This window comes from Streptomyces sp. NPDC024555, assembly GCF_055559335.1.
Genome location: NZ_JBVHKV010000027.1, coordinates 48,767 through 72,729 on the forward strand (window position 1 = coordinate 48,767; position 23,963 = coordinate 72,729).

General features: G+C 72.1%; 21 protein-coding genes and 1 pseudogene. 19 read left to right on the plus strand and 3 right to left on the minus strand.

The genetic code is table 11. From position 1 onward, the window contains the following. Positions 1-83: 83 nt before the first annotated feature. Positions 84-1,346, plus strand: a complete 1,263-nt coding sequence (locus ACZ4FH_RS33280) for a polysaccharide deacetylase family protein (RefSeq protein ID WP_467309501.1) — start codon at positions 84-86, stop codon at positions 1,344-1,346. 116 nt (positions 1,347-1,462) lie between these two features. Here the strand turns inward: ACZ4FH_RS33280 and ACZ4FH_RS33285 are convergent, their stop codons facing one another. Continuing rightward, on the minus strand, positions 1,463-2,458 hold the full coding sequence (locus tag ACZ4FH_RS33285) for an ATP-binding protein (protein ID WP_467309502.1): 996 nt from the start codon (positions 2,456-2,458) through the stop codon (positions 1,463-1,465). A gap of 102 nt (positions 2,459-2,560) precedes the next feature. Here ACZ4FH_RS33285 and ACZ4FH_RS33290 point away from each other — a divergent pair, with 102 nt between their 5' ends. Further along, positions 2,561-3,385 carry a Fic family protein gene (locus ACZ4FH_RS33290; RefSeq protein ID WP_383648514.1) on the plus strand — a complete coding sequence of 275 codons (825 nt, stop codon included), beginning with the start codon at positions 2,561-2,563 and terminating at the stop codon, positions 3,383-3,385. 349 nt (positions 3,386-3,734) lie between these two features. On the opposite strand, the gene ACZ4FH_RS33295 is transcribed toward ACZ4FH_RS33290, so the two are convergent. Then, complete coding sequence (locus ACZ4FH_RS33295) at positions 3,735-4,577, minus strand: HAD family hydrolase (protein ID WP_467309503.1); 843 nt, start codon at positions 4,575-4,577, stop codon at positions 3,735-3,737. Positions 4,578-5,143: 566 nt separating this feature from the next. Here ACZ4FH_RS33295 and ssd point away from each other — a divergent pair. The 7 genes and pseudogenes from ssd to ACZ4FH_RS33330 all read left to right on the plus strand — a co-directional run. After that, entirely contained in the window at positions 5,144-6,205 is a 1,062-nt protein-coding gene (ssd, locus tag ACZ4FH_RS33300; RefSeq protein ID WP_467309504.1) for a septum site-determining protein Ssd, read from the plus strand. After that, entirely contained in the window at positions 6,202-7,350 is a 1,149-nt protein-coding gene (locus ACZ4FH_RS33305) for a TadA family conjugal transfer-associated ATPase (protein ID WP_467309505.1), read from the plus strand. Before ssd ends, ACZ4FH_RS33305 begins: the two co-directional genes overlap by 4 nt. A gap of 269 nt (positions 7,351-7,619) precedes the next feature. Continuing rightward, entirely contained in the window at positions 7,620-8,219 is a 600-nt protein-coding gene (locus tag ACZ4FH_RS33310; RefSeq protein WP_467309506.1) for a type II secretion system F family protein, read from the plus strand. A gap of 245 nt (positions 8,220-8,464) precedes the next feature. Then, positions 8,465-9,064 carry a type II secretion system F family protein gene (locus ACZ4FH_RS33315; protein ID WP_467309507.1) on the plus strand — a complete coding sequence of 200 codons (600 nt, stop codon included), beginning with the start codon at positions 8,465-8,467 and terminating at the stop codon, positions 9,062-9,064. Positions 9,065-9,126: 62 nt separating this feature from the next. Beyond that, on the plus strand, positions 9,127-9,324 hold the full coding sequence (locus ACZ4FH_RS33320) for a DUF4244 domain-containing protein (protein WP_467309508.1): 198 nt from the start codon (positions 9,127-9,129) through the stop codon (positions 9,322-9,324). After that, the gene (locus tag ACZ4FH_RS33325) at positions 9,311-9,745 is read left to right on the plus strand and encodes a TadE family type IV pilus minor pilin (RefSeq protein ID WP_467309509.1); all 435 of its coding nucleotides are present in this window, start codon (positions 9,311-9,313) and stop codon (positions 9,743-9,745) included. The genes ACZ4FH_RS33320 and ACZ4FH_RS33325 overlap by 14 nt, the downstream gene beginning before the upstream one ends. Before the next feature lie 17 nt (positions 9,746-9,762). After that, a pseudogene (locus ACZ4FH_RS33330) lies at positions 9,763-10,131 on the plus strand (Rv3654c family TadE-like protein); the annotation flags it as partial. 198 nt (positions 10,132-10,329) lie between these two features. Here ACZ4FH_RS33330 and ACZ4FH_RS33335 read toward each other — a convergent pair. Continuing rightward, positions 10,330-12,774 (minus strand): DEAD/DEAH box helicase, encoded by a 2,445-nt coding sequence (locus ACZ4FH_RS33335; protein WP_467309510.1) that lies wholly within the window; start codon positions 12,772-12,774, stop codon positions 10,330-10,332. 78 nt (positions 12,775-12,852) lie between these two features. Here ACZ4FH_RS33335 and ACZ4FH_RS33340 point away from each other — a divergent pair, with 78 nt between their 5' ends. The 10 genes from ACZ4FH_RS33340 to ACZ4FH_RS33385 all read left to right on the plus strand — a co-directional run bounded on the left by ACZ4FH_RS33340 (position 12,853) and on the right by ACZ4FH_RS33385 (position 23,925). Beyond that, positions 12,853-13,206 carry an STAS domain-containing protein gene (locus tag ACZ4FH_RS33340; protein ID WP_003967428.1) on the plus strand — a complete coding sequence of 118 codons (354 nt, stop codon included), beginning with the start codon at positions 12,853-12,855 and terminating at the stop codon, positions 13,204-13,206. A gap of 376 nt (positions 13,207-13,582) precedes the next feature. Further along, on the plus strand, positions 13,583-14,050 hold the full coding sequence (locus ACZ4FH_RS33345; RefSeq protein WP_467309511.1) for an ATP-binding protein: 468 nt from the start codon (positions 13,583-13,585) through the stop codon (positions 14,048-14,050). A 379-nt stretch (positions 14,051-14,429) separates the two neighbouring features. Next, a complete protein-coding gene (locus tag ACZ4FH_RS33350; protein WP_467309512.1) occupies positions 14,430-16,865 on the plus strand; it encodes a sodium-translocating pyrophosphatase in 2,436 nt (811 codons plus the stop codon). A 303-nt stretch (positions 16,866-17,168) separates the two neighbouring features. Further along, on the plus strand, positions 17,169-17,780 hold the full coding sequence (locus ACZ4FH_RS33355; RefSeq protein ID WP_383648546.1) for a small secreted protein: 612 nt from the start codon (positions 17,169-17,171) through the stop codon (positions 17,778-17,780). A gap of 73 nt (positions 17,781-17,853) precedes the next feature. Beyond that, the gene (locus tag ACZ4FH_RS33360; RefSeq protein ID WP_467309513.1) at positions 17,854-19,389 is read left to right on the plus strand and encodes a DUF7059 domain-containing protein; all 1,536 of its coding nucleotides are present in this window, start codon (positions 17,854-17,856) and stop codon (positions 19,387-19,389) included. Next, positions 19,386-20,393 carry a helix-turn-helix domain-containing protein gene (locus tag ACZ4FH_RS33365; RefSeq protein WP_467309514.1) on the plus strand — a complete coding sequence of 336 codons (1,008 nt, stop codon included), beginning with the start codon at positions 19,386-19,388 and terminating at the stop codon, positions 20,391-20,393. The genes ACZ4FH_RS33360 and ACZ4FH_RS33365 overlap by 4 nt, the downstream gene beginning before the upstream one ends. A gap of 123 nt (positions 20,394-20,516) precedes the next feature. Then, positions 20,517-21,623: an ABC transporter ATP-binding protein gene (locus ACZ4FH_RS33370; protein WP_467309515.1), complete on the plus strand. Its 1,107-nt coding sequence runs from the start codon at positions 20,517-20,519 to the stop codon at positions 21,621-21,623. Beyond that, entirely contained in the window at positions 21,620-22,411 is a 792-nt protein-coding gene (locus ACZ4FH_RS33375) for an ABC transporter permease (protein ID WP_467309516.1), read from the plus strand. Before ACZ4FH_RS33370 ends, ACZ4FH_RS33375 begins: the two co-directional genes overlap by 4 nt. Positions 22,412-22,560: 149 nt before the next feature. Further along, the gene (locus ACZ4FH_RS33380; RefSeq protein WP_467309517.1) at positions 22,561-23,436 is read left to right on the plus strand and encodes an ABC transporter permease; all 876 of its coding nucleotides are present in this window, start codon (positions 22,561-22,563) and stop codon (positions 23,434-23,436) included. A gap of 291 nt (positions 23,437-23,727) precedes the next feature. Beyond that, complete coding sequence (locus tag ACZ4FH_RS33385) at positions 23,728-23,925, plus strand: hypothetical protein (protein ID WP_383648558.1); 198 nt, start codon at positions 23,728-23,730, stop codon at positions 23,923-23,925. The last annotated feature ends 38 nt before the right edge of the window (positions 23,926-23,963 follow it).

The following is a 23,963-nucleotide window of genomic DNA, read 5'->3' on the forward strand; positions in this document are numbered from 1 at the left end:
ATTTCTGTGCAGTGCGTGCGACTTTGACCGCGCCATGTCGGCGCGTTCGCGCACACGATTACTGCGAGGAAGAGGGTGGGCGGATGATGGCCGCCGCGAAGAGGATCGCCTTGGGTGTCATGACCGTCGCGCTGGTCGCGGGCGCCGCCGGATGCTCCGGGGCGGGGGCCGACCGGGACGCTTCCTCCGGCGTGGCCAAGGGGGCCGCCGGTGTGAAGGAGAAGGCCGAGGGGGCCGCGCCCAAGAGCGTGTTCCGCGCCATCGGCGACGGCTCCACCGCCTTCACCGGCATCCAGCCGAAGCAACCGGCCGTCAAGCGCTTGATGCCCGGTCAGAAGCCCCCGCAGTTCGTGGTGTTCTCCTGGGACGGCGCCGGTGAGGACAGCCAGCGACTGTTCTCGCACTTCCGCGAGGTGGGGAAGAAGTACGACGCGACCATGACGTACTTCCTCAGCGGGGTGTACCTGCTGCCGGAGGCGAAGCGCGCGCTCTACGACCCGCCCAAGCACAACGCCGGCAGTTCCGACATCGGGTTCAACGACACCAAGGGCATCCGCGACACCCTCGCCCAGGTCCGGGGCGCCTGGCTGGACGGCAACGAGATCGGCACCCACTTCAACGGTCACTTCTGCGGCAACGACGGAGGCGTCGGCACCTGGTCCGTCGAGGAGTGGAAGAGCGAGATCAGCCAGGCCAAGTCCTTCGTGAAGAGCTGGAGGACGAACGACCCGTCGCTCAAGAACGAGAAGGCCCTGCCCTTCGACTACGACAAGGAACTTGTCGGCGGCCGGACCCCCTGCCTGGAGGGGCAGAAGAACATGGTCGCCGCCGCGCGCGACATGGGCTTCCGCTACGACTCCAGCGGCGTCAACGACCAGGTCTGGCCCAAGAAGAAGGGGGGCATCTGGGACCTCTCGATGCAGCTCGTGCCGGTGCCGGGGCGCGCGTTCGAGACGCTCTCGATGGACTACAACTTCATGTTCAACCAGTCCGGTACGACCCAGGGCGACCCGGACCAGCACGAGTACTGGGGCAACCAGATGCGGGACGGCCTGATCCAGGCCTTCGACCGCTCGTACGGCGGCAACCGGGCGCCCCTGATCATCGGCAATCACTTCGAGTCCTGGAACGGCGGCACCTATATGCGGGCCGTCGAGGAGACGATCCGGACCGTCTGCACCAAGGAAGGCGTGCGCTGCGTGTCCTTCAGGCAGCTGGCGGACTGGCTGGACGCCCAGGACCCCGCGACCCTCGCGAAGCTCGGCACCCTGAAGGTCGGCCAGGCGCCGGCGGCCGGCTGGTCGACGTTCCTCGGGGGCGCTCCCGGTAAGCCGGCCGCCCGCTAGGACGCGTACGGCGGACCTCCGGGTTCGCGCGGGTGCCGGGCCCGTCCGCGAGCGGGCGGACAGGTCCGGCATCCGTTCCGGTTCAGCGGGCGGACAGGCCCGGCACCTGTTCCGGCTCAGGCGGGCAGCGCGGCCCCGGCCCGTGCCGACGTCTCGTCGAGCACGAAGGCCGGGTCCACCTGGGCGGCGAGGTCGGCGCCCGTCTTCTCGTTGCCCCAGCTCTCCGCGTTCTTCAGGTGGAAGTGCACCATCTGGCGCGTGTAGCGCTCCCAGTCCCGCTGCTCGTACGAGTCCTCCGCGGCGTTCTGCAGGGTCTGCAGCGCCATCCGGTTGTCCGCCTCCAGCAGCTCGAAGCGGGAGGGGCGGCCCTTCTCCATGGCCCGGACCCAGTCGGAGTGGCCGACGGTCACGAGCAGGTCGTCGCCGACCTCGTCGCGCAGGAACTCCAGGTCGTCCGGGCCCTGGACCTTGTTCCCGACGACCTTCAGCGCCACGCCGTAGTCCCGCGCGTACTCCTTGTACTGCCGGTAGACCGACACGCCCTTCCGGGTCGGCTCGGCGACGAGGAACGTCATGTCGAACCGGGTGAACATCCCGGAGGCGAACGAGTCCGACCCGGCGGTCATGTCGACCACCACGTACTCCTCCGGACCGTCCACGAGGTGGTTCAGGCAGAGCTCCACCGCGCCGACCTTGGAGTGGTAGCAGGCCACCCCCAGGTCCGACTCCGTGAAGGGCCCCGTGGCCATCAGCCGGATGTCGCCGTCGTCGAGCCGCACCGTCCGGGCGCAGGCGTCGTAGATCGGGTTGTCCTCGTCCACGCGCAGCAGCCGGGAGCCCTCACCGGGCGGGGTCGTCTTGATCATCGTCTCGGCCGAGGCGATCCGCGGGTTGCTGCCGCGGAGATAGTCCTTGATCAGGGGCAGCTGTGCCCCCATGGCGGGCAGCGCCGCCGACTCCTCCTCGTCGAGGCCGAGTGCGGCCCCCAGGTGCTGGTTGATGTCGGCGTCCACCGCGACGACATGGGCTTCATTGGCGGCAAGGTGGCGGATGAAGAGCGAGGACAGCGTGGTCTTCCCGCTGCCGCCCTTCCCTACGAAAGCGATCTTCATGTTCACCTAGGGTAGTCGCATGACTGCGGTGTGCTGTCGAAGTTCGTGAAGAAGGCCACTCCGGGCCGGTGGGTGTGCAAGGGGCGCGTAGCCTCGCTACCTATGAGTACGACTTCCTCGGACCCGCTTGCCACCCTGGGCGCCCTGCCGGGCGTGAGCGACGCGGTGGACTCCGTGCGCAAGGCCGTCGACCGGGTCTACGGCCACCGTGTCATGCGGCGTCGCAGCAACGAGGTGACGGCCGAGGCGGCCCTGCGGGGCGCCCGCGGATCGGCCGCGCTCTCCGGTGCCGACTGGAATCTGGAGGAGGTGCGCCGACGCACGGACTTCCGTGGCGACGACGGCGCGCAGGTGGTCGGGGCGGCTCTGCGGCTGACCGCCGAGGCGGGCCAGCTGCTCTCCGTCTGGCGGCAGTCCCCGCTGCGTGTTCTCGCGCGACTGCACCTGGTCGCTGCCGGGGGCGCCGCGCCGGACGACTCGGTCGGCCGGCCACGGCTGGCCGGCGAGCCGGTCGACGAGCCGCTCGTCGAGGCTCCGCTTCCGGATGCCGAGGAGGTCGCCGGCCGGCTGGAGGGGCTCAGCGGGCTCATCCTTTCGGGGAGTGCGGCACCTGCCCTGGTGACGGCCGCCGTGGTCCACGGGGAACTGCTGGCCCTGCGCCCCTTCGGTTCCTTCAACGGGCTGGTGGCCCGGACCGCCGAGCGGATCGTGCTGATCGGGAGCGGCCTGGATCCCAAGTCGATCTGCCCCGCCGAGGTCGGCCATGCCGAGCAGGGCAAGGCCGCCTACGTGAAGGCCTTCGACGGCTATCTGTCCGGGACCCCGGAAGGGATGGCCGCCTGGATCGCGCACTGCGGACGGTCGGTGGAACTGGGCGTCCGGGAGTCGACCGCGGTCTGCGAAGCGCTTCAGCGCGGCGCCGCCTAGGGCGCGGACGGCCCGGGAAAGAGTTGCGGCGGTACCGGAATCGGTACCGCCGCTGGCATGTCCACCCAGTTACCAAGCGTCCTCGATATATGCCCATCAGGCCGGGGTCTTTGCCCGCTCCTGGTGCGGCTGGCCCGTAATCGACGGGTCGACGTCGCGTGGGTGCCCGGTTTTCATGCGCGGTCCGTGGGGCCTGTCTGCGTTCTCAGGTCATCCTCGCGGATGTCCTTGGTCTCGCGGGCCGTTGAGTCCTTTGTACTCCAGGGTCCGGGTGATCGGAAGTGCTGGCGGCACTTCTTTACTTTTGCGTTCAATTACGGACGAGTCGGTTCAATTCAAAGGCATCGAATTACGCGGTGATGGACGCGGTGGCACGGCGACGCGCGGTGTACCAGACGAGCCCGGCCGTGAGGGCCGCCGCACCGACGGCGGCGGCCGCCATGAGGGCGGGGCGGGGCGGCATCGAAAAGGCGGGCAGGCGCTGCTTGAGCCGGACCGGGCGGTCGAAGACGAGGATCGGCCACTCCCGCAGGGTCGCCTCGCGGCGCAGTGCCCGATCGGGGTTGACCGCGTGCGGGTGGCCGACGGACTCCAGCATCGGCACATCGGTGGCCGAGTCGCTGTACGCGTAGCAGCGGTCGAGGTCGTACCCCTCCGACACGGCCAGGGCCCGGATGGCCTCGGCTTTCGTCGGGCCGTACGCGTAGTACTCCACCTCGCCGGTGAAGCATCCGTCGTCACCGACGACCATGCGGGTGGCGACGACGCGGTCGGCGCCCAGCAGCTCGCCGATCGGCTCGACCACCTCGGCACCGGAGGTCGAGACGATCACCACGTCGCGTCCCGCGGTGTGGTGCTCCTCGATCAGGGTGGCGGCCTCGTCGTAGATGATCGGGTCGATCAGGTCGTGCAGGGTCTCGGCGACAATTTCTTTCACCTGCTGCACGTTCCAGCCCTTGCAGAGAGATGACAGATATTCACGCATCCGCTCCATCTGGTCGTGATCCGCGCCCCCGGCGAGGAACACGAACTGTGCGTACGCGGTGCGCAGTACGGCGCGGCGGTTGATCAGCCCGCCTTGGTAGAAGGACTTGCTGAAGGTCAGTGTCGAAGACTTCGCAATGACCGTCTTGTCCAGGTCGAAGAAGGCAGCTGTGCGCGGCAAGAAGCGGTTTTCCACAAGGCAGAGCATAGGGGCCCGCCATTCGGCGTAAACCCCGGCGCGTGGGTTTGCCTGAGAAGGGGCTCGGGTACACCATGGAAGTCACGGATCGTTCGCGACCGTGCTAACCCGGTCCGACTCCTCCCCCCCCGAGTCGGCCGTGGGGACGACCCCCGCTCTCCCCCCCGGCGGGGGTCGTCGCATGTCCGGACGCGGTTCTGCCGCTCGGATTCGCGCATCTCTCCTCCTTCTCGCCCGTGACGGGCCATGCCCGCACCCGACTCGCACCAGCATGCGCGGTCACGGTGCGTAGCGGAAGGGGTGCTCTCCGGAAGTCGCCGGTTCGAGCTACGGAGTTATTCACAAGGGCGGCCTTGTCCACAGTTCTTGAGCAAGATCCACACGATTTTCCGTAACGCTGCACGGTGATTCCACCCGTGAAGTCCACGGGTTCCGGAATCACCGTTCTCGGAACACTCCGGGAGCGCCGTGAACCGCGGTGAAGGTGAGTGAAGAAGGGGGCGGAGAACGTGGCTGAATCCAGTGCACGGGATCGTGTGCCGGCCGCCGGTCCGCGAAGGGGCGGCCCGCTGATCGTGACCGAGGACGTGGACCTGCTCGACGATCTGCTGCGGTTGTGTGCGGCGGCCGGGGCCGAGCCCGAGGTCCATCACACGCTGCCCGACCGGCGGGGCGGCTGGGAGCAGGCGCCCTTGGTGCTCGTCGGGGACGACGCGGCGGCACGGTGCGGCGGCGCCTCCCGCAGGCGGGGCGTGATGCTCGTCGGGCGGGACCAGGACAGCCCGGACGTGTGGCGCAGGGCCGTCGAGATCGGCGCCGAGTACGTGCTGCGCCTGCCGGACGCGGAGAACTGGCTGGTCGACCAGATCGCCAACGCGGCCGAGGGCGTCGGTCGTCCGGCGCTGACCGTCGGCGTGATCGGCGGACGCGGTGGCGCCGGTGCCTCCACGCTGGCCTGCGCACTCGCGGTGACCGCGGCGCGGGCCGGACACCGCACGATGCTGATCGACGGCGATCCGCTGGGCGGCGGCATCGACGTCCTGCTCGGCGGCGAGCGCGCCGAGGGGATGCGCTGGCCCGACTTCGCGCACTCCAAGGGGAGGGTGGGCGGTGGGGCCCTGGAGGAGGCGCTGCCCGCGCTGCACGGGCTGCGGGTGCTCAGCTGGGGCCGGGACGACTGGGTGGTGATTCCGCCGCAGGCCATGCAGGCGGTCCTCGCCGCCGCGCGGAGGCTCGGAGGCGTGGTGGTCGTCGACCTCCCGCGCCGGGTCGACGAATCGGCCGCCGAGGCCCTGGCGCAGCTCGACCTCGGGCTCGTGGTCGTGCCCGGAGAGCTGCGCGCGGTCGCTGCGGCGAAGCGGGTCGCGTCGATGGCCGGAATGGTGCTGGGCGACCTCCGAGTCGTGACGCGCGGACCGTACGCGTCCGGGCTCGACGAGCAGTGGGTGGCGCGGGCGATGGGACTCCCGCTCGCCGGAGAGCTTCCCACCGAGCCGGGGCTGCTCGCCGAACAGGACAGGGGCGACCCGCCCGGTTCCGGTGCCCGTGGCCCGTTGGCGCGGTTCTGCTCGGCCTTCTGGGACCGGGCACTTGCCGGAGAGGGCGCCGGGGGTTCCGTCGTGGGAGGCGTGTCATGACCGAGGCGCTGCTGGACGCGGTGCGACAGCGCCTGGCGCAGAGTGGTGCGGCACCGACTCCGGCGGGTGTGGCGGCCGCGCTGCGTGCGCAGGGAAGGCTGCTCGGCGACGTCGAAGTACTGGGTACGGCGGACGAGTTGCGCGGTGAGCTGGTCGGCACGGGGCTTCTCGAACCCCTTCTCGCCGACCCGGATGTGTCCGACGTGCTGGTGTCCGCCCCGGACCGGGTGTGGGTGGACCGGGGGCGCGGGCTCGAACTGACCGCTGTGACCTTCGCCGACGCGGCCGCGGTCCGCCGACTCGCCCAACGGCTCGCGGCCGTCGCCGGGCGCCGGCTGGACGACGCCCGGCCCTGGGTGGACGCCCGGCTGCCCGACGGCACCCGTATGCACGCCGTGCTGCCGCCCGTGTCGGTCGGCTCGACGTGTCTCTCCCTCAGGGTGGTGCGTCCCAAGGCCTTCTCGCTGCGCGAGCTGGTCGGGGCCGGGACCGTGCCGCCGGGCGGCGACCGTGTGCTGAGGGCGTTGGTGGAAGCCCGCGTCTCCTACCTGATCAGCGGTGGCACGGGCGCGGGGAAGACCACGCTCCTGTCCAGCATGCTCGGCGCGGTGGGGGAGCGGGAGCGGATCGTCCTCGCCGAGGACTCGGCGGAACTCCGCCCCGACCACCCGCACGTGGTGCGGCTCGAATCCCGTCCCGCGAACCAGGAGGGTGCGGGACGGGTGTCACTCCGGGACCTGGTGCGCCAGGCCCTTCGGATGCGCCCCGACAGGCTCGTGGTCGGAGAGGTACGAGGTGCCGAGGTCACCGAACTGCTGGCCGCTCTGAACACCGGCCACGAGGGCGGTTGCGGAACGGTCCACGCGAATGCCGCCGAGCACGTTCCCGCCCGTCTGGAGGCGCTGGGCACGGCGGCAGGACTGGACAGGGCGGCGCTGCACAGCCAGTTGGCGGCGGCGTTGTCGGTCGTCGTCCATCTCGTACGGGACCGGGCGGGGCGGCGCAGGATCTCCGCGATCCAGGTCCTGGAGCGCGACATGGCCGGGCTGGTGGTGACCGTTCCGGCACTGCGCTGGGGAGCGTCCGGCTTCGAGCGGGAGCGCGGCTGGGAGCGGCTGGAATCCCTCATCGGAGGTGAGGGATGAGCGGCGGCGCGCCGACGGAGGCGGTGTACGCGGCGGCGCTGTGCGCGGGTGCGGCGGCGTGGGCGGTGACCTCGGGTCGGAACCGCGGACGCCGCAGGGCCTGGGGGATGTTCGGTCCGGACGGGGCGCGGAGCCCTGTGCGGGAGACCTGGGAGAGCGGGCGTGGCCGTCTCCTGGGGTGGTCGGCGGGAAGGCGGGAGTGGGTGTGCCTGCCGATCGGTCTGGCCCTGGCGGTATGCGGTGCGTCTGTGTTGCCGGTGGTGCTGGGGGTGGTCGCGATTCCGGTGGTGCGGCGGTGGCTGCGCGGAAGGAGGCTGCGCCGGGAGGGGGAACGCCGGGCGGATGTCGTGGTCGACCTGTGCGGCGCGGTGGTGGGTGAGCTGAGAGCGGGCGCGGAGCCGGGGCGGGCCCTGCTTTCCGCCGTGCGCGGGGTCGGTGCGGGGGACGCGTCATGGTCCGGGGTGTTCGCCGCGGCGCGGTTCGGGGGCGACATCCCCGGCGCGTTGGGCCAGGCCGCGCGCGAACCCGGGCGGGAGGGGCTCGTGGGTGTGGCCGCCTGCTGGCGGGTGGCCGCGGACGGCGGCGCGGGCCTCGCGGCCGGACTGGACCGGCTGGAGAGCGCGTTGCGCGCGGAGCGGCGCGGACGCGAGGAGCTGAGGGCCCAGTTGACCGGGGCCTGGTCGACCGTCGTGGTGCTGGCGCTGCTGCCGGTCGTGGGCATCGCGTTGGGAACGGCGCTCGGGGCGGACCCGCTGAGGGTGCTGCTGCACCATCCGGTCGGACTGGCCTGCCTGGTGGTGGGCGGAGCACTCGAAGCGCTCGGCCTGGCGTGGGCCGCACGGATCGTACGGGCGGGGGAGGAGCCATGAGCGGTGTCGCTTCGGCCGAAGTTGTCCACAGGGTGGGGACAGCGGCCCTGCTGCTGGGCATGTGTGCGGCGTCGGCCCGTGTGCTGGTCCGGCACCGGACCGGGCGCAGGGTACGGCGACGGGGAGCGGCGCTGTTCTCCGTCGCAGTCGCTGGGGCTCCGGAGGCGGGGCGCGCGCGGCCGATGAACCTGGCGCCGTGTGGAAGGGGGTGGCGGGGAGCGGCTTCGGGTCTCGGGTCGTGGCCGGTGTTGCTGGGCGTGGTGCTGACGGGCTGGTTCCTGATGGGTGGCCTCACGGGATGGGCGGCTGGGCTGCTGGCCGCCTGGGGCGCCCGGCGATGGCAGCGCACCCACTACGGGGAAGCGGCCTCGGCGGAGGCCGAGCGGGCGGCGAGAACGGCCGAGTCGCTGCGGCAGATGCCGATGGCGGCGGATCTGCTGGCCGCGTGCATCTCCGCGGGGGCCGGTCCTCGGGAGGCGGCCGAGGCGGTCGGTACGTCCCTCGGCGGGCCCGTGGGGACGCGGCTGGCCCGTACGGCGGCGGAGATCCGGCTCGGGAGCGATCCGGTCGCCGCCTGGGGGCGGTTCGGCGAGATACCGGGTGGATCGGCGCTGGCGCGCTGTCTGGAGCGGTCCGGAACGACTGGTGCGCCCGCGGCGGAGCCGGTCGCCCGTCTGGCCGGGGCACTGCGAGCCGAACGGGCGAGCGCCGCCCTGGCGCGGGCCCAGCGGGCCGGCGTGCTGATCACCGGCCCGGTCGGGCTCTGCTTCCTCCCGGCGTTCCTTTCCGTCGGTGTGGCGCCCGTGGTGGTCGGACTGGCGGGCGGGCTGCTCCGGACGGGGTGACCTGAAGGGCCGATTCAGAAGCAATTCGTACGGACAACTACGTTTCACGGGGGTTTGAAATCATGCGGATGATCATGTGCTGGGTCCGAGCCACGACGCGGCGAATGCGGACGGACAGCGGAATGACGACATCGGAATACGCCGTCGGAACGATCGCGGCCTGTGCGTTCGCCGCGGTGCTCTACAAGGTGGTGACCAGCGCACCGGTGATGGCGCAGATGCAGGCGCTGCTGAAGGGCGCGCTCGATGCGAAGTTCTGAGCCGGTCGGGGGAAGCGCGGCATGCCGGTCGGCGGTGTCCGCACGGGAGGGCCCCTTCGGCGGTGACGTGCGGCGCCGGGACCGGGGTGCGGTGACGGCGGAGGCGGCCATGGCGATTCCCGTACTGGTCCTCTTCGCACTGGCCCTTCTGTGGGCACTCATGGCGGCATCGGCGCAGATCCGCTGTGTGGACGCGGCACGGGCCGGTGCGCGGGCGGCCGCCCGTTCCGAACCGGAGGCGGCGGTACGAGAGGCCGCCCTGTCGGCCGCGCCCGGACGGGCCCGGGTCGAGGTGGTGCGGGCCGATGGCCTGTGGCGGGTCAGGGTCGCGGCGCCGGCACCCGGCCCCGGTCCGCTCACCGTGACGCTGGACGCGGAGGCCGTCGCCGCGGCCGAGGACACGGTCGGGGCGGCGCCATGACGCGGCTCGGGGAGTTCATGACCGGGCGGCAGCGGACGAGCGGCCCCGTGGTGTCGCGGTGGTCGGGGGCGTGCGGTGAGCGGCGGGACCGGGGAGTCGCGACCGTGTGGGCCGCGGTCACGGCGGTGGCGCTGTGCGCGGTGTTCGCCGTGGTCCTGGCGCTGGGGGAGGCGGTGGCGGCCCGGCACCGGGCCGGGGGCGCCGCCGATCTGGCCGCGCTGGCGGCGGCCGACCGTGCCCTGGAGGGCGCCGAGCCCGCCTGCCGGTCGGCCCGGGAGGTCGCCGAGGCGCAGGGGGCCGAGCTGGTGCGGTGCGCCGTCCAGGGGGAGATCGCGGATGTGACGGCCCGGGTCCGTCGTGGCCCCTACGCGCCCGAGGTCAGGTCCCGGGCGGGTCCGGCGTCGGAGACGCCCGCCGTGCCTCCACCGGCTGTGCCTCCGATCGCCGGGGAACCGGTGGCAGCGTGGGGCGCCCCCGCCCCGGCCGACTCTTCGGGGCGGCGTCTCGGAGGACTGCGGGCCACGGGCGGCCGGTGCCCCGGGGGTCTGCGGCCCCCGGGGGCGGCCGGGTGGGGGCCCGGGACGTCACGCGTGCCGGAGGAGTTCGGTGAGGAGGCGGACGGCGCCGCGCTTGTGCAGCGGCTCGTTGCCGTTGCCGCACTTGGGGGACTGGATGCAGGAGGGGCAGCCCGCCTCGCACTCGCAGGAGGCGATGGCCTGCCGTGTCGCGGTGAGCCACTCGCGGGCGGTGTGGAAGGCGCGTTCGGCGAAGCCCGCGCCTCCGGGGTGGCCGTCGTAGACGAACACGGTCGGCAGCAGGGTGTCGGGGTGCAGGGGCACGGACACCCCGCCGATGTCCCAGCGGTCGCAGGTGGCGAAGAGGGGCAGCATGCCGATCGACGCGTGCTCGGCGGCGTGCAGCGCGCCGCCGAGGATCTCCGGATTGATCCGCGCCGCGTCGAGCTGGTCCTCGGTGACCGTCCACCACACGGCGCGGGTGCGCAGCGTGCGCGGCGGCAGGTCCAGTTTGGTCTCGCCGAGCACCTCGCCGGTGATCAGCTTGCGGCGGAGGAACGAGACGACCTGGTTGGTCACCTCCACGGAGCCGTAGCACAGCCGTCCGTCCCCCCAGGGGACCTCGGTGTCGGTCTCCAGGACGGTGATGGCGGTGGTGTCGCGGGCGGTCGTCGAGTACGGCGGCTGGGCGTCCTCCACCAGGGCGACCGAGTCCTCGAGGTCCAGTTTCCGGACCAGATAGGTGCGGCCCTGGTGGAGGTGGACTGCGCCCTCGTGGACGGCGGTGTGCGCGGCGGACTCGTCGACGGTGCCCAGCAGCCGGCCGGTGCCCTCCTCGACGATCTGTACGGGCCGGCCCCCCTCGCCGCGGATGTCCGTCAGGTCGGAGGCGCGCTCGCGCCGGGTCCAGTGCCATCCGGCGGGCCGTCTGCGGAGCAGCTTCGCGGCTTCCAGCTGCGGCATCAGCTCGGCCGAAGCGGGACCGAAGAGCGCCAGATCGGCTTCGGTGAGCGGCATCTCGGCGGCGGCGGCGCACAGGTGGGGGGCCAGGACGTACGGGTTGTCGGGGTCGAGGACGGTGGATTCCACCGGCTGCTGGAACAGGGCCTCGGGGTGGTGGACCAGGAAGGTGTCCAGCGGGTCGTCGCGGGCCACCAGGATGGCGAGCGCGCCCTGGCCCGAGCGCCCCGCGCGTCCCGCCTGCTGCCACAGGGAGGCCCTGGTGCCGGGATATCCCGCGATGACGACGGCGTCCAGGCCGGACACGTCGATGCCGAGTTCGAGGGCGGTGGTGGCGGCCAGGCCGAGGAGGGACCCGGAGTGCAGGGCGCGCTCCAGGGCGCGGCGTTCCTCGGGGAGATAGCCCCCGCGATAGGCGGCGACACGGGCCGGGAGGGAGCGGTCGACCTCGGCGAGGCGTTCCTTGGCGATGACGGAGATCAGCTCGGCGCCGCGCCGCGAGCGCACGAAGGCGACGGAGCGCACGCCCTGGACGGTCAGGTCGGTGAGCAGGTCGGCGGTCTCGGCCGTGGCCGTGCGCCGGACGGGTGCGCCCTTCTCGCCGTGCAGCTCGGTCAGGGGCGGCTCCCACAGGGCGAAGACCATCTCGCCGCGCGGGGAGGCGTCGTCGGCGACCTCGGTGACGGGAAGGCCGGTGAGGCGGCCCGCGGCGACCGAGGGGTCGGCGGAGGTGGCGGAGGCGAGGAGGAAGACCGGGTCGGCGCCGTAGCGGGCGCACAGACGGCGGAGCCGGCGTACGACCTGGGCGACGTGCGAGCCGAAGACTCCCCGGTAGGTGTGGCACTCGTCGATGACGACGTAGCGCAGGGCACGTAGGAAGGAGGACCAGCGGGGGTGGGACGGGAGTATCCCGCGGTGCAGCATGTCGGGGTTGGTCAGGACGTAGTTGGCGTACTGACGCACCCATTCGCGTTCTTCCACCGGGGTGTCGCCGTCGTAGACGGCGGGCCGGACGCCGTTGCCCAGCGGGGCCGCCAGCGCCCGGACGGAACGGCGCTGGTCGGCCGCCAGGGCTTTGGTGGGGGCGAGGTACAGGGCGGTCGTCCCCCGGCCGTTGGGGGCCTCGGAGCCGTCCAGGAGGGTGCTCAGGACCGGGGCCAGATAGGCGAGCGACTTGCCCGACGCGGTGCCGGTGGCGATCACGACGGACTCGCCGTCGAGGGCGTGCTCGGCGGCGAGTGCCTGGTGGGCCCACGGATGGCCGATTCCGGCCGCCTGAATCGCGGCGATCACTTCCGGACGGATGCGATCGGGCCAGACGGCATGGGTTCCCGCGCGCGGGGGCAAGTGCTCCGTATGAGTGATGCGCGCGGACCGGCCCGCCCCTGCGGCGAGCCGGTCGAGGACCGTGTCGGGAGAGGGGCTGGAGCCCGCGCTCCCGGGCGGTCGACTGGGGCGGTGATTCTTGGCCATCGGCACCGAGTGTGTCACTGGCGAGACGGACAATGGTCCCAAGGCGTCGTGCATGGCTGCCCGTAAGTGATTGAATGCCATCGCGGCTGGCGATCCGTCCCCTGACTCCGTCGGGGAGACCGAGGGGCGACCGCTCGATAGCAAGGTGCTGGAGGATCCGTGGACCTGTCCTTGTCGACTCGCAATGTGTCCGGCCCTGGTGGCGACCGTACGGTCGTCGAGGTCGGTGGCGAGATTGATGTGTATACCGCGCCCAAGCTGCGCGAGCAGTTGGTCGAGTTGGTGAATGACGGCAGCTACCACCTGGTTGTCGACATGGAAGGCGTCGACTTCCTCGACTCCACCGGTCTCGGCGTGCTCGTGGGCGGCCTGAAGCGCGTGCGGGCGCACGAGGGCTCGCTGCGCCTGGTGTGCAACCAGGAGCGCATTCTCAAGATTTTCCGGATCACCGGTCTCACCAAGGTGTTCCCGATCCACACCACGGTCGACGAGGCCGTGGCGGCGACCGACTGACCCACGGCTCGCGGTCGGACCGGCTGTGGAGCCGGTCCGGCGGTGCGGTCGGCACACCGGCCGTTTCGACCGGGCCGCCGGGTGGGCACGGCTGCGTGCCGGCACTCGGCGGGCGGGTTCGGTGCGCCCGCTGAAGGGTGCTCGTCAGCGCCCGTCACCGGTCGCCCGTCACCCGATCGGCGGATTGCGGCCGCATTCCTTCGTGGGTGCGGCGGTCGGTCCGGCACTGTTGCGGTGCGCCCGGCCCGTGTCGGCCGCCGGCAGTCGTCGGCAGGGGCCGCGGGCCGGACGGCAGGGCCTCCCAGGCAGGGCGGCGAACCGGGCGATGCTCCCGGGGCCCGCCGACGCAGACATACGAACGTTCGAGGGGGATCGCATGGCCACCGTTGAACTCCGCTTCAGCGCCCAGCCCGAACACGTCAGGACGGCCCGCCTCGTGGCGGCCGCCGTGGCGCGCCGGGCCGGAGTCGACGAAGCCGTGCTCGACGAGGTCAGACTCGCCGTGGGGGAGGCCTGCAGCCGGGCGGTGGGGCTGCACCGCAGCCATGGCATCACGGCCCCCGTGAAGGTCGTCCTGATCGAGGAGGAGAAGTCCTTCTCGATCGAGGTCGGCGACGAGGTGCCCGGTCCCGGTGCCGACGGATCCGTGTCCGGTGGTTCCGGAAGCCGTGACGCGGCCACCGGCGGCGGGCTCGACGAGCCGGACGCCGACGGCGATGGCGAGGACGAGATGGGCCTGGCGGTCATCAGCGGACTCGTCGACGACGTGGAGGTCAGGTCCGGGGCCGACGGCGGGGTCATCCGGATGAGCTGGCCGAAGACGCCCGCGACCGTCCTGCCCTGAGCGCCCCGCCGGGCGACCCGGGAGGCCCGGGACCGGTCCGCGGCGCTCCGCGGTACGCGATCCCGGGGAATCCGTCCGATGCCGTCGCCGAGGTGGACCGGACGCCGACGCGGCCCGACGGCCGCCCCGAGGGCGCCGACGACCGCCCCTGATCCATTTTCCATGAGGCCCTGCTGAGCAGGGCCTCTTTTCATGAACGCGCTATCAGCGATCATTCATGAATGCGTTGGGCCCATTACTGCATTCGGATCAATGGGCGAACCCGATCAATTGCCGTTCGGTGGACGAAGGCCAATGGTATTTACCGCACACTGTTTTGATCGTGTTCCTCTCCCTACAATCCGTCCACGACTTGAGCGCTGAGCGTCAAGGAGGACGTATGGCGGGGTCCGGCACCACATCACTGGCAGAACCGACGCAGTATTCCGCACTTTCCGACCCATCCGACACTCTGGCTTCCGCGGTACTCACCGATGACAATCGCGTCATCGTGATCGTTGTCGCGGTCGTCGCCGTCGCCGCGCTGATCGTCGCCCGTCTGCTGGTGAGGCAGGTGCTGGCGGCGGGCGAGGGCAGCGAGCGGATGAAAGAGATCGCGGCCGCCGTCCAGGAAGGCGCGAACGCCTATCTGGCACGGCAGTTGCGCACCGTCGGCGTCTTCGCCGTCGTGGTCTTCTTCCTTCTCCTGCTGCTTCCGGCCGACAACTGGTCCCAGCGCGCGGGTCGTTCGGTGTTCTTCCTGGTGGGTGCGCTTTTCTCGGCGGCCACCGGATACATCGGGATGCGACTCGCCGTGCGGAGCAATGTCCGGGTGGCGGCCGCCGCGCGTGAGGCGACTCCGGCGGAAGGCGAACCGGAAAAGGATCTCACCGCCGTTTCGCACAAAGCCATGAAGATCGCTTTCCGTACGGGCGGGGTGGTCGGCATGATCACCGTGGGGCTGGGGCTCCTCGGTGCCTCCTGCGTGGTCCTCGTCTACGCGGCCGACGCGCCCAAGGTGCTGGAGGGCTTCGGGCTCGGGGCGGCGCTGATCGCGATGTTCATGAGGGTCGGGGGCGGGATCTTCACCAAGGCCGCCGATGTCGGTGCCGACCTGGTCGGCAAGGTGGAACAGGGCATCCCGGAGGACGACCCGCGCAACGCCGCCACGATCGCGGACAACGTGGGCGACAACGTCGGGGACTGCGCGGGCATGGCCGCCGACCTCTTCGAGTCGTACGCCGTCACGCTCGTCGCCGCGCTCATCCTCGGCAAAGCGGCCTTCGGGGACTCGGGGCTCGCCTTCCCCCTGATCGTGCCGGCGATCGGGGTGATCACCGCGATGATCGGCATCTTCGCGGTCGCACCGAGGCGTTCCGACCGCAGCGGGATGACCGCGATCAACCGCGGGTTCTTCGTCTCGGCCGTCATCTCGCTCGTGCTGGTGGCCGTCGCCGTCTTCGTGTACCTGCCGTCCTCGTACGCGGAACTGGACGGGGTCTCCGACGCCGCCATCACCTCGCACGGCGGCGATCCGAGGGTCTTCGCGCTGGTCGCCGTCGCGATCGGCATCGTGCTGGCGGCGCTGATCCAGCAGTTGACCGGGTACTTCACCGAGACGAGCCGGCGCCCCGTCAGGGACATCGGGAAGTCCTCGCTGACCGGGCCGGCCACCGTCGTCCTGGCGGGCATCTCCCTCGGCCTGGAGTCGGCCGTCTACACCGCGCTCCTCATCGGCCTCGGTGTCTACGGGGCCTTCCTGCTCGGGGGCACGTCGATCATGCTGGCGCTGTTCGCGGTGGCGCTGGCCGGGACCGGGCTGCTGACCACGGTCGGCGTGATCGTCGCCATGGACACCTTCGGTCCGGTCTCCGACAACGCCCAGGGCATCGCCGAGATGTCCGGGGACGTCACCGGTGCCGGCGCGCAGGTCCTCACCGATCTGGACGCCGTGGGCAACACCACCAAGGCCATCACCAAGGGGATCGCCATCGCCACCGCGGTCCTGGCGGCGGCGGCGCTCTTCGGCTCCTACCGCGACGCGATCGCCACCGCGGTCGACGACGTCGGGGCCTCGGCCGGGGAGATGGGGCTGAGCCTCGACATCTCGCAGCCCAACAACCTGGTGGGGCTGATCCTCGGCGCGGCGGTCGTGTTCCTCTTCTCCGGACTGGCCATCAACGCGGTGTCCCGGTCCGCGGGGGCCGTGGTCTACGAGGTGCGGCGGCAGTTCCGCGACCATCCCGGGATCATGGACCGTACGGAGAAGCCGGAGTACGGGCGGGTCGTCGACATCTGCACCAAGGACGCGCTCCGGGAACTGGCCACGCCCGGACTGCTCGCGGTGATGGCGCCGATCGCGGTCGGGTTCACGCTCGGCGTCGGTGCGCTCGGCTCGTATCTGGCGGGCGCGATCGGCACCGGCACGCTGATGGCGGTGTTCCTCGCCAACTCGGGCGGGGCCTGGGACAACGCCAAGAAGCTCGTCGAGGACGGCCACCACGGCGGCAAGGGCAGCGAGGCCCATGAGGCGACCGTCATCGGGGACACGGTCGGCGACCCGTTCAAGGACACGGCCGGCCCGGCGATCAACCCGCTGCTCAAGGTGATGAACCTGGTGGCGCTGCTCATCGCGCCCGCCGTGGTGCAGTTCAGCTACGGCGCGGACGCGAGCGCGGGTGTGCGGGCGCTGGTGGCGGTAGTGGCCCTTGTGGTCATCGTGGGCGCGGTCTACGCGTCGAAGCGCCGGGGCATCGCGGTCGGGGACGACGACGGCACGGACGGAGGGGACGGAGCCGGTCCCGGCAGGCCGGGCGATCCGGCGGCCGTCGGCTGACCGGACCTCAGGGGCCGGGTGTGTGCGCGTGCTTGACCGTGCGCCCACCCGGCCCTTCCGTTTGCGGGCATCAAAGGAGGGCGCGGGCCCGGGACATGGAGCGCGTCTCGTCGGAACCACCCGCACGAGTGGTGATTCGGGCGGGTGTTCCCGGATCCGGGGGCCGTGTGGGTGAGTTGTATCTCCCTCGTTCTCCTTGGTGCAAATGGCTGCAAAAGCCGATCCATCGGACGCCCGGCACCCGGATGGAGGCCGTTCGCCGTGTAAGTTCCGGGGCCGAGAGCCTTGGAAGGGACCAATCCGGTGAACAAGAAGTGTGCGGCCGCGCTGTCCGGCGGTGCGGTACTCGTGCTGATGCTGTCGGGCTGCGGCGGCGACGACAGCGACGACAAGGTGAACGACTGGGCCAAGAAGGTCTGCGACCAGGTCCAGCCCCAGCTGCAGAAGATCGCGAACGCCAACGCGTCCATCCAGCAGCAGACCGCCGACAACAGCAAGCCCGCCGACGTCCAGCAGACCGACTCGGCCGCCTTCCAGCAGATCTCGCAGGCGTACAAGGCGCTCGGCACCGCGGTCGACTCGGCGGGCCCGCCGCCGGTCGACGACGGCGAGACGACGCAGAAGGAGGCCGTGAAGGAGCTCAACGCCTCCTCCGCGGCCTACGCGGACCTGCAGAAGAAGGTCGACGCGCTCGACACGAAGGACCAGGCGAAGTTCGCCGACGGCCTCAAGGGCATCGCGGACGAGCTGAACAAGATCAGCACCAACGGCGACCAGGCGCTGAAGAAGCTCCAGTCCGGCGAGGTCGGCACCGCCATGGCCAAGCAGGAGGGCTGCCAGAAGCCCACCGCCTCGGCTCCGCCGTCGGCCGGCGCGTCGAAGGAGGCCTCTCCCTCGCCCAGCAAGAAGGCGTAGCGCACGGGCGCACGGCCCGGCCGGACCCGCCGGTCCTGCCGGGCCGCTGCCGTTGTCAGTGGGAGCCCTCACAATGGGTGATGTGAGTAAGACCAGCCTTCCCGCCGCAGCCCACGCGTCCCGACTCCGCGAAGCCCTGCTCGCCGCCGACTTCACCGCCGACGGCCTGCTCGACCTGCTCGGCGCCCCCGCCTATGCCGCGCTCGCCCGCAGCGAGACGGTGCCGGCCCTGCGGGCGACCCGGGGGGACTCCCCGCTCGACACCCTCGTCCGCCTCTTCCTGCTCCAGCGCCCGGTGCCGGCCGAGCGGGCGGCCGCCGTGCTGCCGCTGGAGGAGTGCCTGGCGGACGGCTGGCTGACCTCGTACGAGGGAGAGGTGCGCGCCACCGTCGACGTCCGGCCGTACGGCGGTCCGGACGGCCAGGACTGGTTCATCGTCTCCGACCTCGGATGCGCGGTCGGCGGGGCGGGCGGCATCGGCTCGCGCGAGGAAGGCGTCGTCCTCGGCATCGGCGGGGCCTCCACCACCCTCGCCGGAATCACGGTCCGCCGCCCCGTCGCCTCCGCCCTCGACGTCGGCACGGGCTCCGGCATCCAGGCGCTGCACGCCTCGCAGCACGCCACCAGGGTCACCGCCACGGACCTCAACCCCCGCGCCCTGGACTTCACCCGGCTCACCCTCGCCCTGTCCGGCGCCGCCCCGGCCGATCTGCGCGAGGGCTCGCTGTACGACCCGGTCGCCTCGGAGACGTTCGACCTGATCGTCTCCAACCCGCCCTTCGTCATCTCGCCCGGCGCCCGCCTCACCTACCGGGACGGCGGCATGGAGGGCGACGAGCTGTGCCGGACCCTCGTGCGCCGGACGGGCGACCGGCTCAACGACGGCGGCTACGCGCACTTCCTGGCCAACTGGCAGCACACCGGGGACGAGGAGTGGCAGGACCGGGTGCGTTCCTGGGTGCCGGACGGCTGCGACGCCTGGATCGTCCAGCGCGAGGTGCAGGACATCACGCAGTACGCGGAGCTGTGGCTGCGCGACAGCGGCGACCACCGCACGGACCCGGCGGAGTACGCGGCTCGGTACGACGCCTGGCTGGACGCGTTCGAGGCCTCGGGCACGAAGGCCGTCGGCTTCGGCTGGATCACCCTGCGCAAGTCCGCCGCGGCCGGTGCGGGAGCGCCCTCGATCGTCATCGAGGAGTGGCCGCACGCGGTGGAACAGCCCCTCGGCCCGGCCGTCGAGGCCCACTTCGCCCGCCAGGACTATCTGCGCGAGCAGGACGACGCGGCGCTCCTTGCCGGTCACTTCACGCTGGCCGCGGAGGTCGTGCAGGAGCAGGTCGGCATGCCCGGGGCGGAGGACCCGGAGCATGTGGTGCTGCGTCAGAACCGGGGCATGCGCCGCGCGACACGCGTGGACGCCGTCGGTGCCGGGTTCGCGGGCGTGTGCGACGGCTCGCTGCCCGCGGGCCGGATCCTGGACGCCATCGCCCAGGTGATGAACGAGGATCCGGTGCTGCTGCGCGACCGCACCCCGCAGGCCATCCGGCTGCTCGTCGAGGAGGGCTTCCTGGAGCCCCTGCCCCCGGGCGGGCGGGCGACCGGATGATCCGTATCGAGCTGGACGAGGCCGCGCTCGGCGCGACGCGGATCACCATCAGCCCGCTGTGGGACGCCTTCTGCAGCCTGCACCTGGTCATGCCGCACCGCACGCCCTCCTGGCCCTACGAGGAGTGGGCGGCACAGGCCCGCGCGGTGCTGCGCGAGGACGACCGGACGGAGCCGCTCCGGCTGCTGATCGACGGGCCGGACCAGTTCCCGGACTTCCTGCTGCCGCGCCCGTTCGGGGCGACCGCGGTCGAGACGGAACTGGACGCGGTGCGCGCCACCCCGGCCGCCGTCGTCCGGGCGGGCGTCGCCGAGCACTACGCGGGGCTGGAGGACCACCCCCTGATCCGCCCGTATCTGACGGACCCGGAGGCGGCCTGCGCGGCCCTCGCCGACGCGTACGCGGCGTACTGGGAGGGGGCCATGGCGGCGCACTGGCCCACCATGCGCCGACTGGTCGAGGACGAGGTGCTCATCAGGGCCCGGACCTTCGCCACGGAGGGGATCGACGCGCTCTTCACCGGTCTGGAGAGCCGCGCCCGGTGGACGCCGCCGGTGCTGGAGCTGACCAAGCACATCGACGCCGAGTACCGGGCGGGGGAACGGCGGCTGCTGCTCGTGCCGCTCGTCTTCGCCGAGGGCTGCCGGCTCTACTCCACCGACGACCCCGAGGTGCTCGCCGTCTCCTTCCAGGCCCGGGGCGCGGCGGCGCTCCGCGAGCGTCCCGCCGGACGTCCCGAGGGCGGGGACCGGCTCGGGCTGCTGCTGGGGCGCGGCCGGGCCTCGGTCCTGCGCCAGCTCGGCGGTCCGCTGACCACGGCCGGGATAGCCGACCGGCTGGGGCTGGCACCCAGCACGGTGTCGGAGCATCTCTCCGTCCTCGCCGAGGCGGACGTCGTCACCCGGCACCGGATCGGCCGCAGCGTGTACTACCAGCTCACGGACAGCGGCCGGGCCCTGCTGGCGCTGCTCTCGGGGGAGGACGTCCTGCGCGCCGTCTCCTGAGGGAGGACGCGGGCGGAACGGCAGACGGAGGCGGGGCCGGGTGCCGGGACGGGCGGGCCGCGAGGATTCGGTGGTTCCCGAATCGATGGCGGGTGCCCGGCGGGGGGTCCTAGCGTCGCGGCCATGCTTGCGATCGAGGCGGAGAACCTGCGCCGCACCTACATCAGCCGGACCGGCTTCCTGCGACCGCGCCGGACCGAGACCGAGGCCGTGCGCGGGGTCACCTTCGAGGTGGCGCGCGGCGAGCTCTTCGGACTGCTCGGTCCCAACGGTGCCGGCAAGACCACCACCATCAAGATGCTCAACACCCTGCTGCTGCCCACCTCCGGCACCGCGAGGGTGCTGGGGCACGACGTGGCGGGCGACCCCGTCGCCGTACGCCGCAGGATCGGCTACGTCTTCGGCGGGGACCGGGGTCTGTACGACCGGCTCTCCGCCCTCGACAACCTGCGCTACTTCGCCGAGCTGTACGCCGTCGAACCCCGTGAGCAGAAGCGGCGGATCGCCGAACTCCTCGATCTGGTGGGCCTCACGGGCCGGGAGAAGGAGCGCGTCGAGGGGTACTCGCGCGGGATGCGGCAGCGGCTGCACATCGCACGCGGGCTGCTGCACCGGCCCGATGTCCTGTTCCTCGACGAACCGTCCATCGGCGTCGACCCGGTGGCCGCGCGCGATCTGCGGCGTACCGTCGCCGATCTGCGGGCGGCCGGCACCACCGTGCTGCTGACCACGCACTACATGGCCGAGGCCGACGAGTTGTGCGACCGGATCGCGGTCATCGCCGGGGGAACCATCCGCGCCCTCGGCACCCCGGACCGGCTCAAGGCGCGGGTCCAGGAACGGGGGGTGCTGGAGATCGAGGCGTACGGGGCGGGGGAGGAGCATCTCGACCGGATCCGGAGGCTGTCCGGCGTGCACGGGGTCGCCGCCGAGGACCGGGGCAGCCGACAGGCCGTCATCGTGCAGACGGAACGCGGGGCGGAGCTGCACACGCAGGTGCTGGCCGTGCTGGACGGGGTGCGCGTCGGAAGCGTCGTCACACGTGAACCCACGTTGGAGGACGCCTATATAGCGATCGTGGAGGAGTCCGAGGCGAAGGACGCGGCGGGATCAGGGGCGGAACCGGAAACGGAACCGGAAACGGAGCCGGAAACGGAACTGGAATCGGAACGGGGTGACGGGGCGGTGTCCGTGAGGTCCGGCCGGTCCGGGGGCGGGGTCGCCGTATGAGGCCGGTGCGGGCCTTGCGCCTGATCGTTGTCGGGGTGCGTACCCATGTCTCGTACATGAGCCGTTCACCGATCGAAATCACCTTCGCCGTCCTCGTTCCGCTGGTCTACGCGACGCTCGCCGTCTATCTCTTCCGGGCCGCCGACGATCCGGACCGGCTGCTCACCGCGGCCGTCGGGGCGGGGCTGATGGGGATCTGGTCGTCGGTGCTGTTCGGCTCCGGCGGCGCCGTGCAGAACCAGCGCTGGCTGGGCACGCTGGAGACCCTGGTCGCCTCGCCCACACCGCTCTGGCTCGTGCTGCTGCCGATCACCCTGGCCACCGCCGTCATCGGCACCTACGCCATGGGGGCGACGGTGGTCTGGGGCGCGGTGCTCTTCGGCGTACCGCTGGACTTCGCGCATCCGCTGCTGTTCCTGGCCGCCGTGCCCGTGTGCGTGCTGGCGCTCGGGATGATGGGGCTGCTGCTCGCGGCCACGTTCGTCCTGCTGCGGAACGCCAACGCGCTGGCCAATCCGATGGACGCGCCCGTGTGGCTGCTCTCCGGGATGCTCGTGCCCGTCACCGTGCTTCCGGACTGGACGCGTCCGGTGTCCTGGGCGCTGCCCACCACCTGGGGGTCGAAGGCGGTGCACGCCGCGACGTCGGGCGGGGCCGGGAGCGCCGGGGTGCTGGTCCCGATGGCCGTGGCCGTGGGGCTCGGCACGGCGTACGCCCTGCTCGCCGTGCTCGTCCTCGGGCGCGTCGAACGGCGGGCACGGGCGGCCGCCACCCTCGCCCTCGCCTGAGCCGGGGCCCGCCGGCCCGACCGTCGGCCCGCCACCAGCCCCGCCGTCCCGCCGGGCGGCAGTCCGCCGTCATCGCCTGAGGCGGGGTCGGCCCGCCATCCCGCCGTCCCGCGTTCCTCTGTCGCGTTCACACCAGGAGTTGACCCGTCATGTCTGCCCTCACACCGGTTCCGGCCGCCGCCGCGGGCCCGGAGGTCCCTCCCGCGCCCGGGGGGAACGCCCCGCAGGGGCTCGTCGCGAGGACCGTGTCCGCGCTGCGGCTCGTCGTGGTCGGGGGCGCGCTCTCGTACCGGGCGCTGTTCAACTGGACGACGCCGCCCATGTTCATCGGGACCCTGCTGGTCGGACCGCTGCTGCAACTGCTCTTCTTCGTCTTCCTGGGGCGCCAGCTCCAGGTGGCCGACGACCGCTTCTACCTGCTCGGCAACGCCGTCGTCTCGGCCTCGACCGCCTGTGTGTACGGCGGCACGATGGCGATCGCCAACGAGCGCCGGTACGGCACGCTCGGAGCGGTGCTGCTGAGCCCCCGGAACAGGGCTCCGCTCTGGTTCGGGCGCGCACTGCCGTATGTACTGAACGGCCTTGTCATCAGCGTTTTCACGCTGTCCGTGGCATGCCTGCTGCTGGGGCTGCGGATTCCGGTTGGGGCCCTGCCCGGACTGGGTGCGGTGCTGCTCGCGGCGGCTGCCGGATGCTCCGCCTTCGGGCTGGCGCTGGGGGCCCTGGGGCTGCGGTTCCGCGATGTCTTCCTCATCTCGAACGTGGCCAGTTCCGTACTGCTGCTCCTGACCGGAGCCAATGTGCCGCGAGGGGAGCTGCCCGGCTGGATGCGGGCCGTCGGGGACGTCCTGCCGATGACGCACGCGGCCGAAGCCGCACGCGAGTTGTCCACGGGGGCCGGACTCGACGGCCGGGGACTCGCCGCCGAGCTGGCCACGGGGGCGGGGTATGCGGTCGTCGCCGTCGTCCTGCTCGCGGTGTTCGAACGCGGCAGCCGCCGCCGGGCCACGCTCGACGTGATGTGAGACGCGGTCCCGCCGGCCGTCCATCCGGCCCCGTGCCCCCACCTCGCACCACCGGCCCCGCCCGTACCACCGGCCCCGGCCGCACGCCCGACCCGTCGGTTCACTCGCCCGACCCGCCGCCCGCCCCCGCCCGGCTCGCCCGTTCACTCGTCCCGGCCTCGCCGCCGGATCGCCCGTTCACCCGCTGTTCGTGTCCGCGACGTTCCGCGGTGGGACTCTCCCCGGGCATCGAGCGGCGGCGGGCGGGCGACCGGATCCGGCCGGGCCGCGGGGGACCGGGAGTGTGGGCGTATGGAGAGCGGACCCGCCGTCTTCGCCGGAACGGCGTTCGCGCTGTTCGGCGGCGCACTGCTGTGGTGGACGGGGGCGCGCGCAGTACGCCGCGCGCCGGTGGCGCACGGGGTGAGCCCCGTCGCCTCCACCGTTCTCGCGACTGTGTTCGGCGTACTTTTTCTCGTCCTCGGCGTGTGGTGCCTCACCCGGATCTGAACCGCCACCGTCCCGGCCGCCCCGCGCGGGGACGCCCT

What these genes read in the sequence shown, in the direction of transcription:
- ACZ4FH_RS33360 (WP_467309513.1), top strand. Translation starts at nt 17,854, where the DNA reads ATGGGTGATGTGAGTAAGACCAGCCTTCCCGCCGCAGCCCACGCGTCC.
- ACZ4FH_RS33375 (WP_467309516.1), top strand. Translation starts at nt 21,620, where the DNA reads ATGAGGCCGGTGCGGGCCTTGCGCCTGATCGTTGTCGGGGTGCGTACC.
- ACZ4FH_RS33335 (WP_467309510.1), bottom strand. Translation starts at nt 12,774, where the DNA reads ATGGCATTCAATCACTTACGGGCAGCCATGCACGACGCCTTGGGACCA.
- ACZ4FH_RS33345 (WP_467309511.1), top strand. Translation starts at nt 13,583, where the DNA reads ATGGCCACCGTTGAACTCCGCTTCAGCGCCCAGCCCGAACACGTCAGG.
- ACZ4FH_RS33290 (WP_383648514.1), top strand. Translation starts at nt 2,561, where the DNA reads ATGAGTACGACTTCCTCGGACCCGCTTGCCACCCTGGGCGCCCTGCCG.
- ACZ4FH_RS33285 (WP_467309502.1), bottom strand. Translation starts at nt 2,458, where the DNA reads ATGAAGATCGCTTTCGTAGGGAAGGGCGGCAGCGGGAAGACCACGCTG.
- ACZ4FH_RS33365 (WP_467309514.1), top strand. Translation starts at nt 19,386, where the DNA reads ATGATCCGTATCGAGCTGGACGAGGCCGCGCTCGGCGCGACGCGGATC.
- ACZ4FH_RS33325 (WP_467309509.1), top strand. Translation starts at nt 9,311, where the DNA reads ATGCGAAGTTCTGAGCCGGTCGGGGGAAGCGCGGCATGCCGGTCGGCG.
- ACZ4FH_RS33295 (WP_467309503.1), bottom strand. Translation starts at nt 4,577, where the DNA reads ATGCTCTGCCTTGTGGAAAACCGCTTCTTGCCGCGCACAGCTGCCTTC.
- ACZ4FH_RS33320 (WP_467309508.1), top strand. Translation starts at nt 9,127, where the DNA reads ATGCGGATGATCATGTGCTGGGTCCGAGCCACGACGCGGCGAATGCGG.
- ACZ4FH_RS33370 (WP_467309515.1), top strand. Translation starts at nt 20,517, where the DNA reads ATGCTTGCGATCGAGGCGGAGAACCTGCGCCGCACCTACATCAGCCGG.
- ACZ4FH_RS33350 (WP_467309512.1), top strand. Translation starts at nt 14,430, where the DNA reads ATGGCGGGGTCCGGCACCACATCACTGGCAGAACCGACGCAGTATTCC.
- ACZ4FH_RS33305 (WP_467309505.1), top strand. Translation starts at nt 6,202, where the DNA reads ATGACCGAGGCGCTGCTGGACGCGGTGCGACAGCGCCTGGCGCAGAGT.
- ACZ4FH_RS33385 (WP_383648558.1), top strand. Translation starts at nt 23,728, where the DNA reads ATGGAGAGCGGACCCGCCGTCTTCGCCGGAACGGCGTTCGCGCTGTTC.
- ACZ4FH_RS33380 (WP_467309517.1), top strand. Translation starts at nt 22,561, where the DNA reads ATGTCTGCCCTCACACCGGTTCCGGCCGCCGCCGCGGGCCCGGAGGTC.
- ACZ4FH_RS33280 (WP_467309501.1), top strand. Translation starts at nt 84, where the DNA reads ATGATGGCCGCCGCGAAGAGGATCGCCTTGGGTGTCATGACCGTCGCG.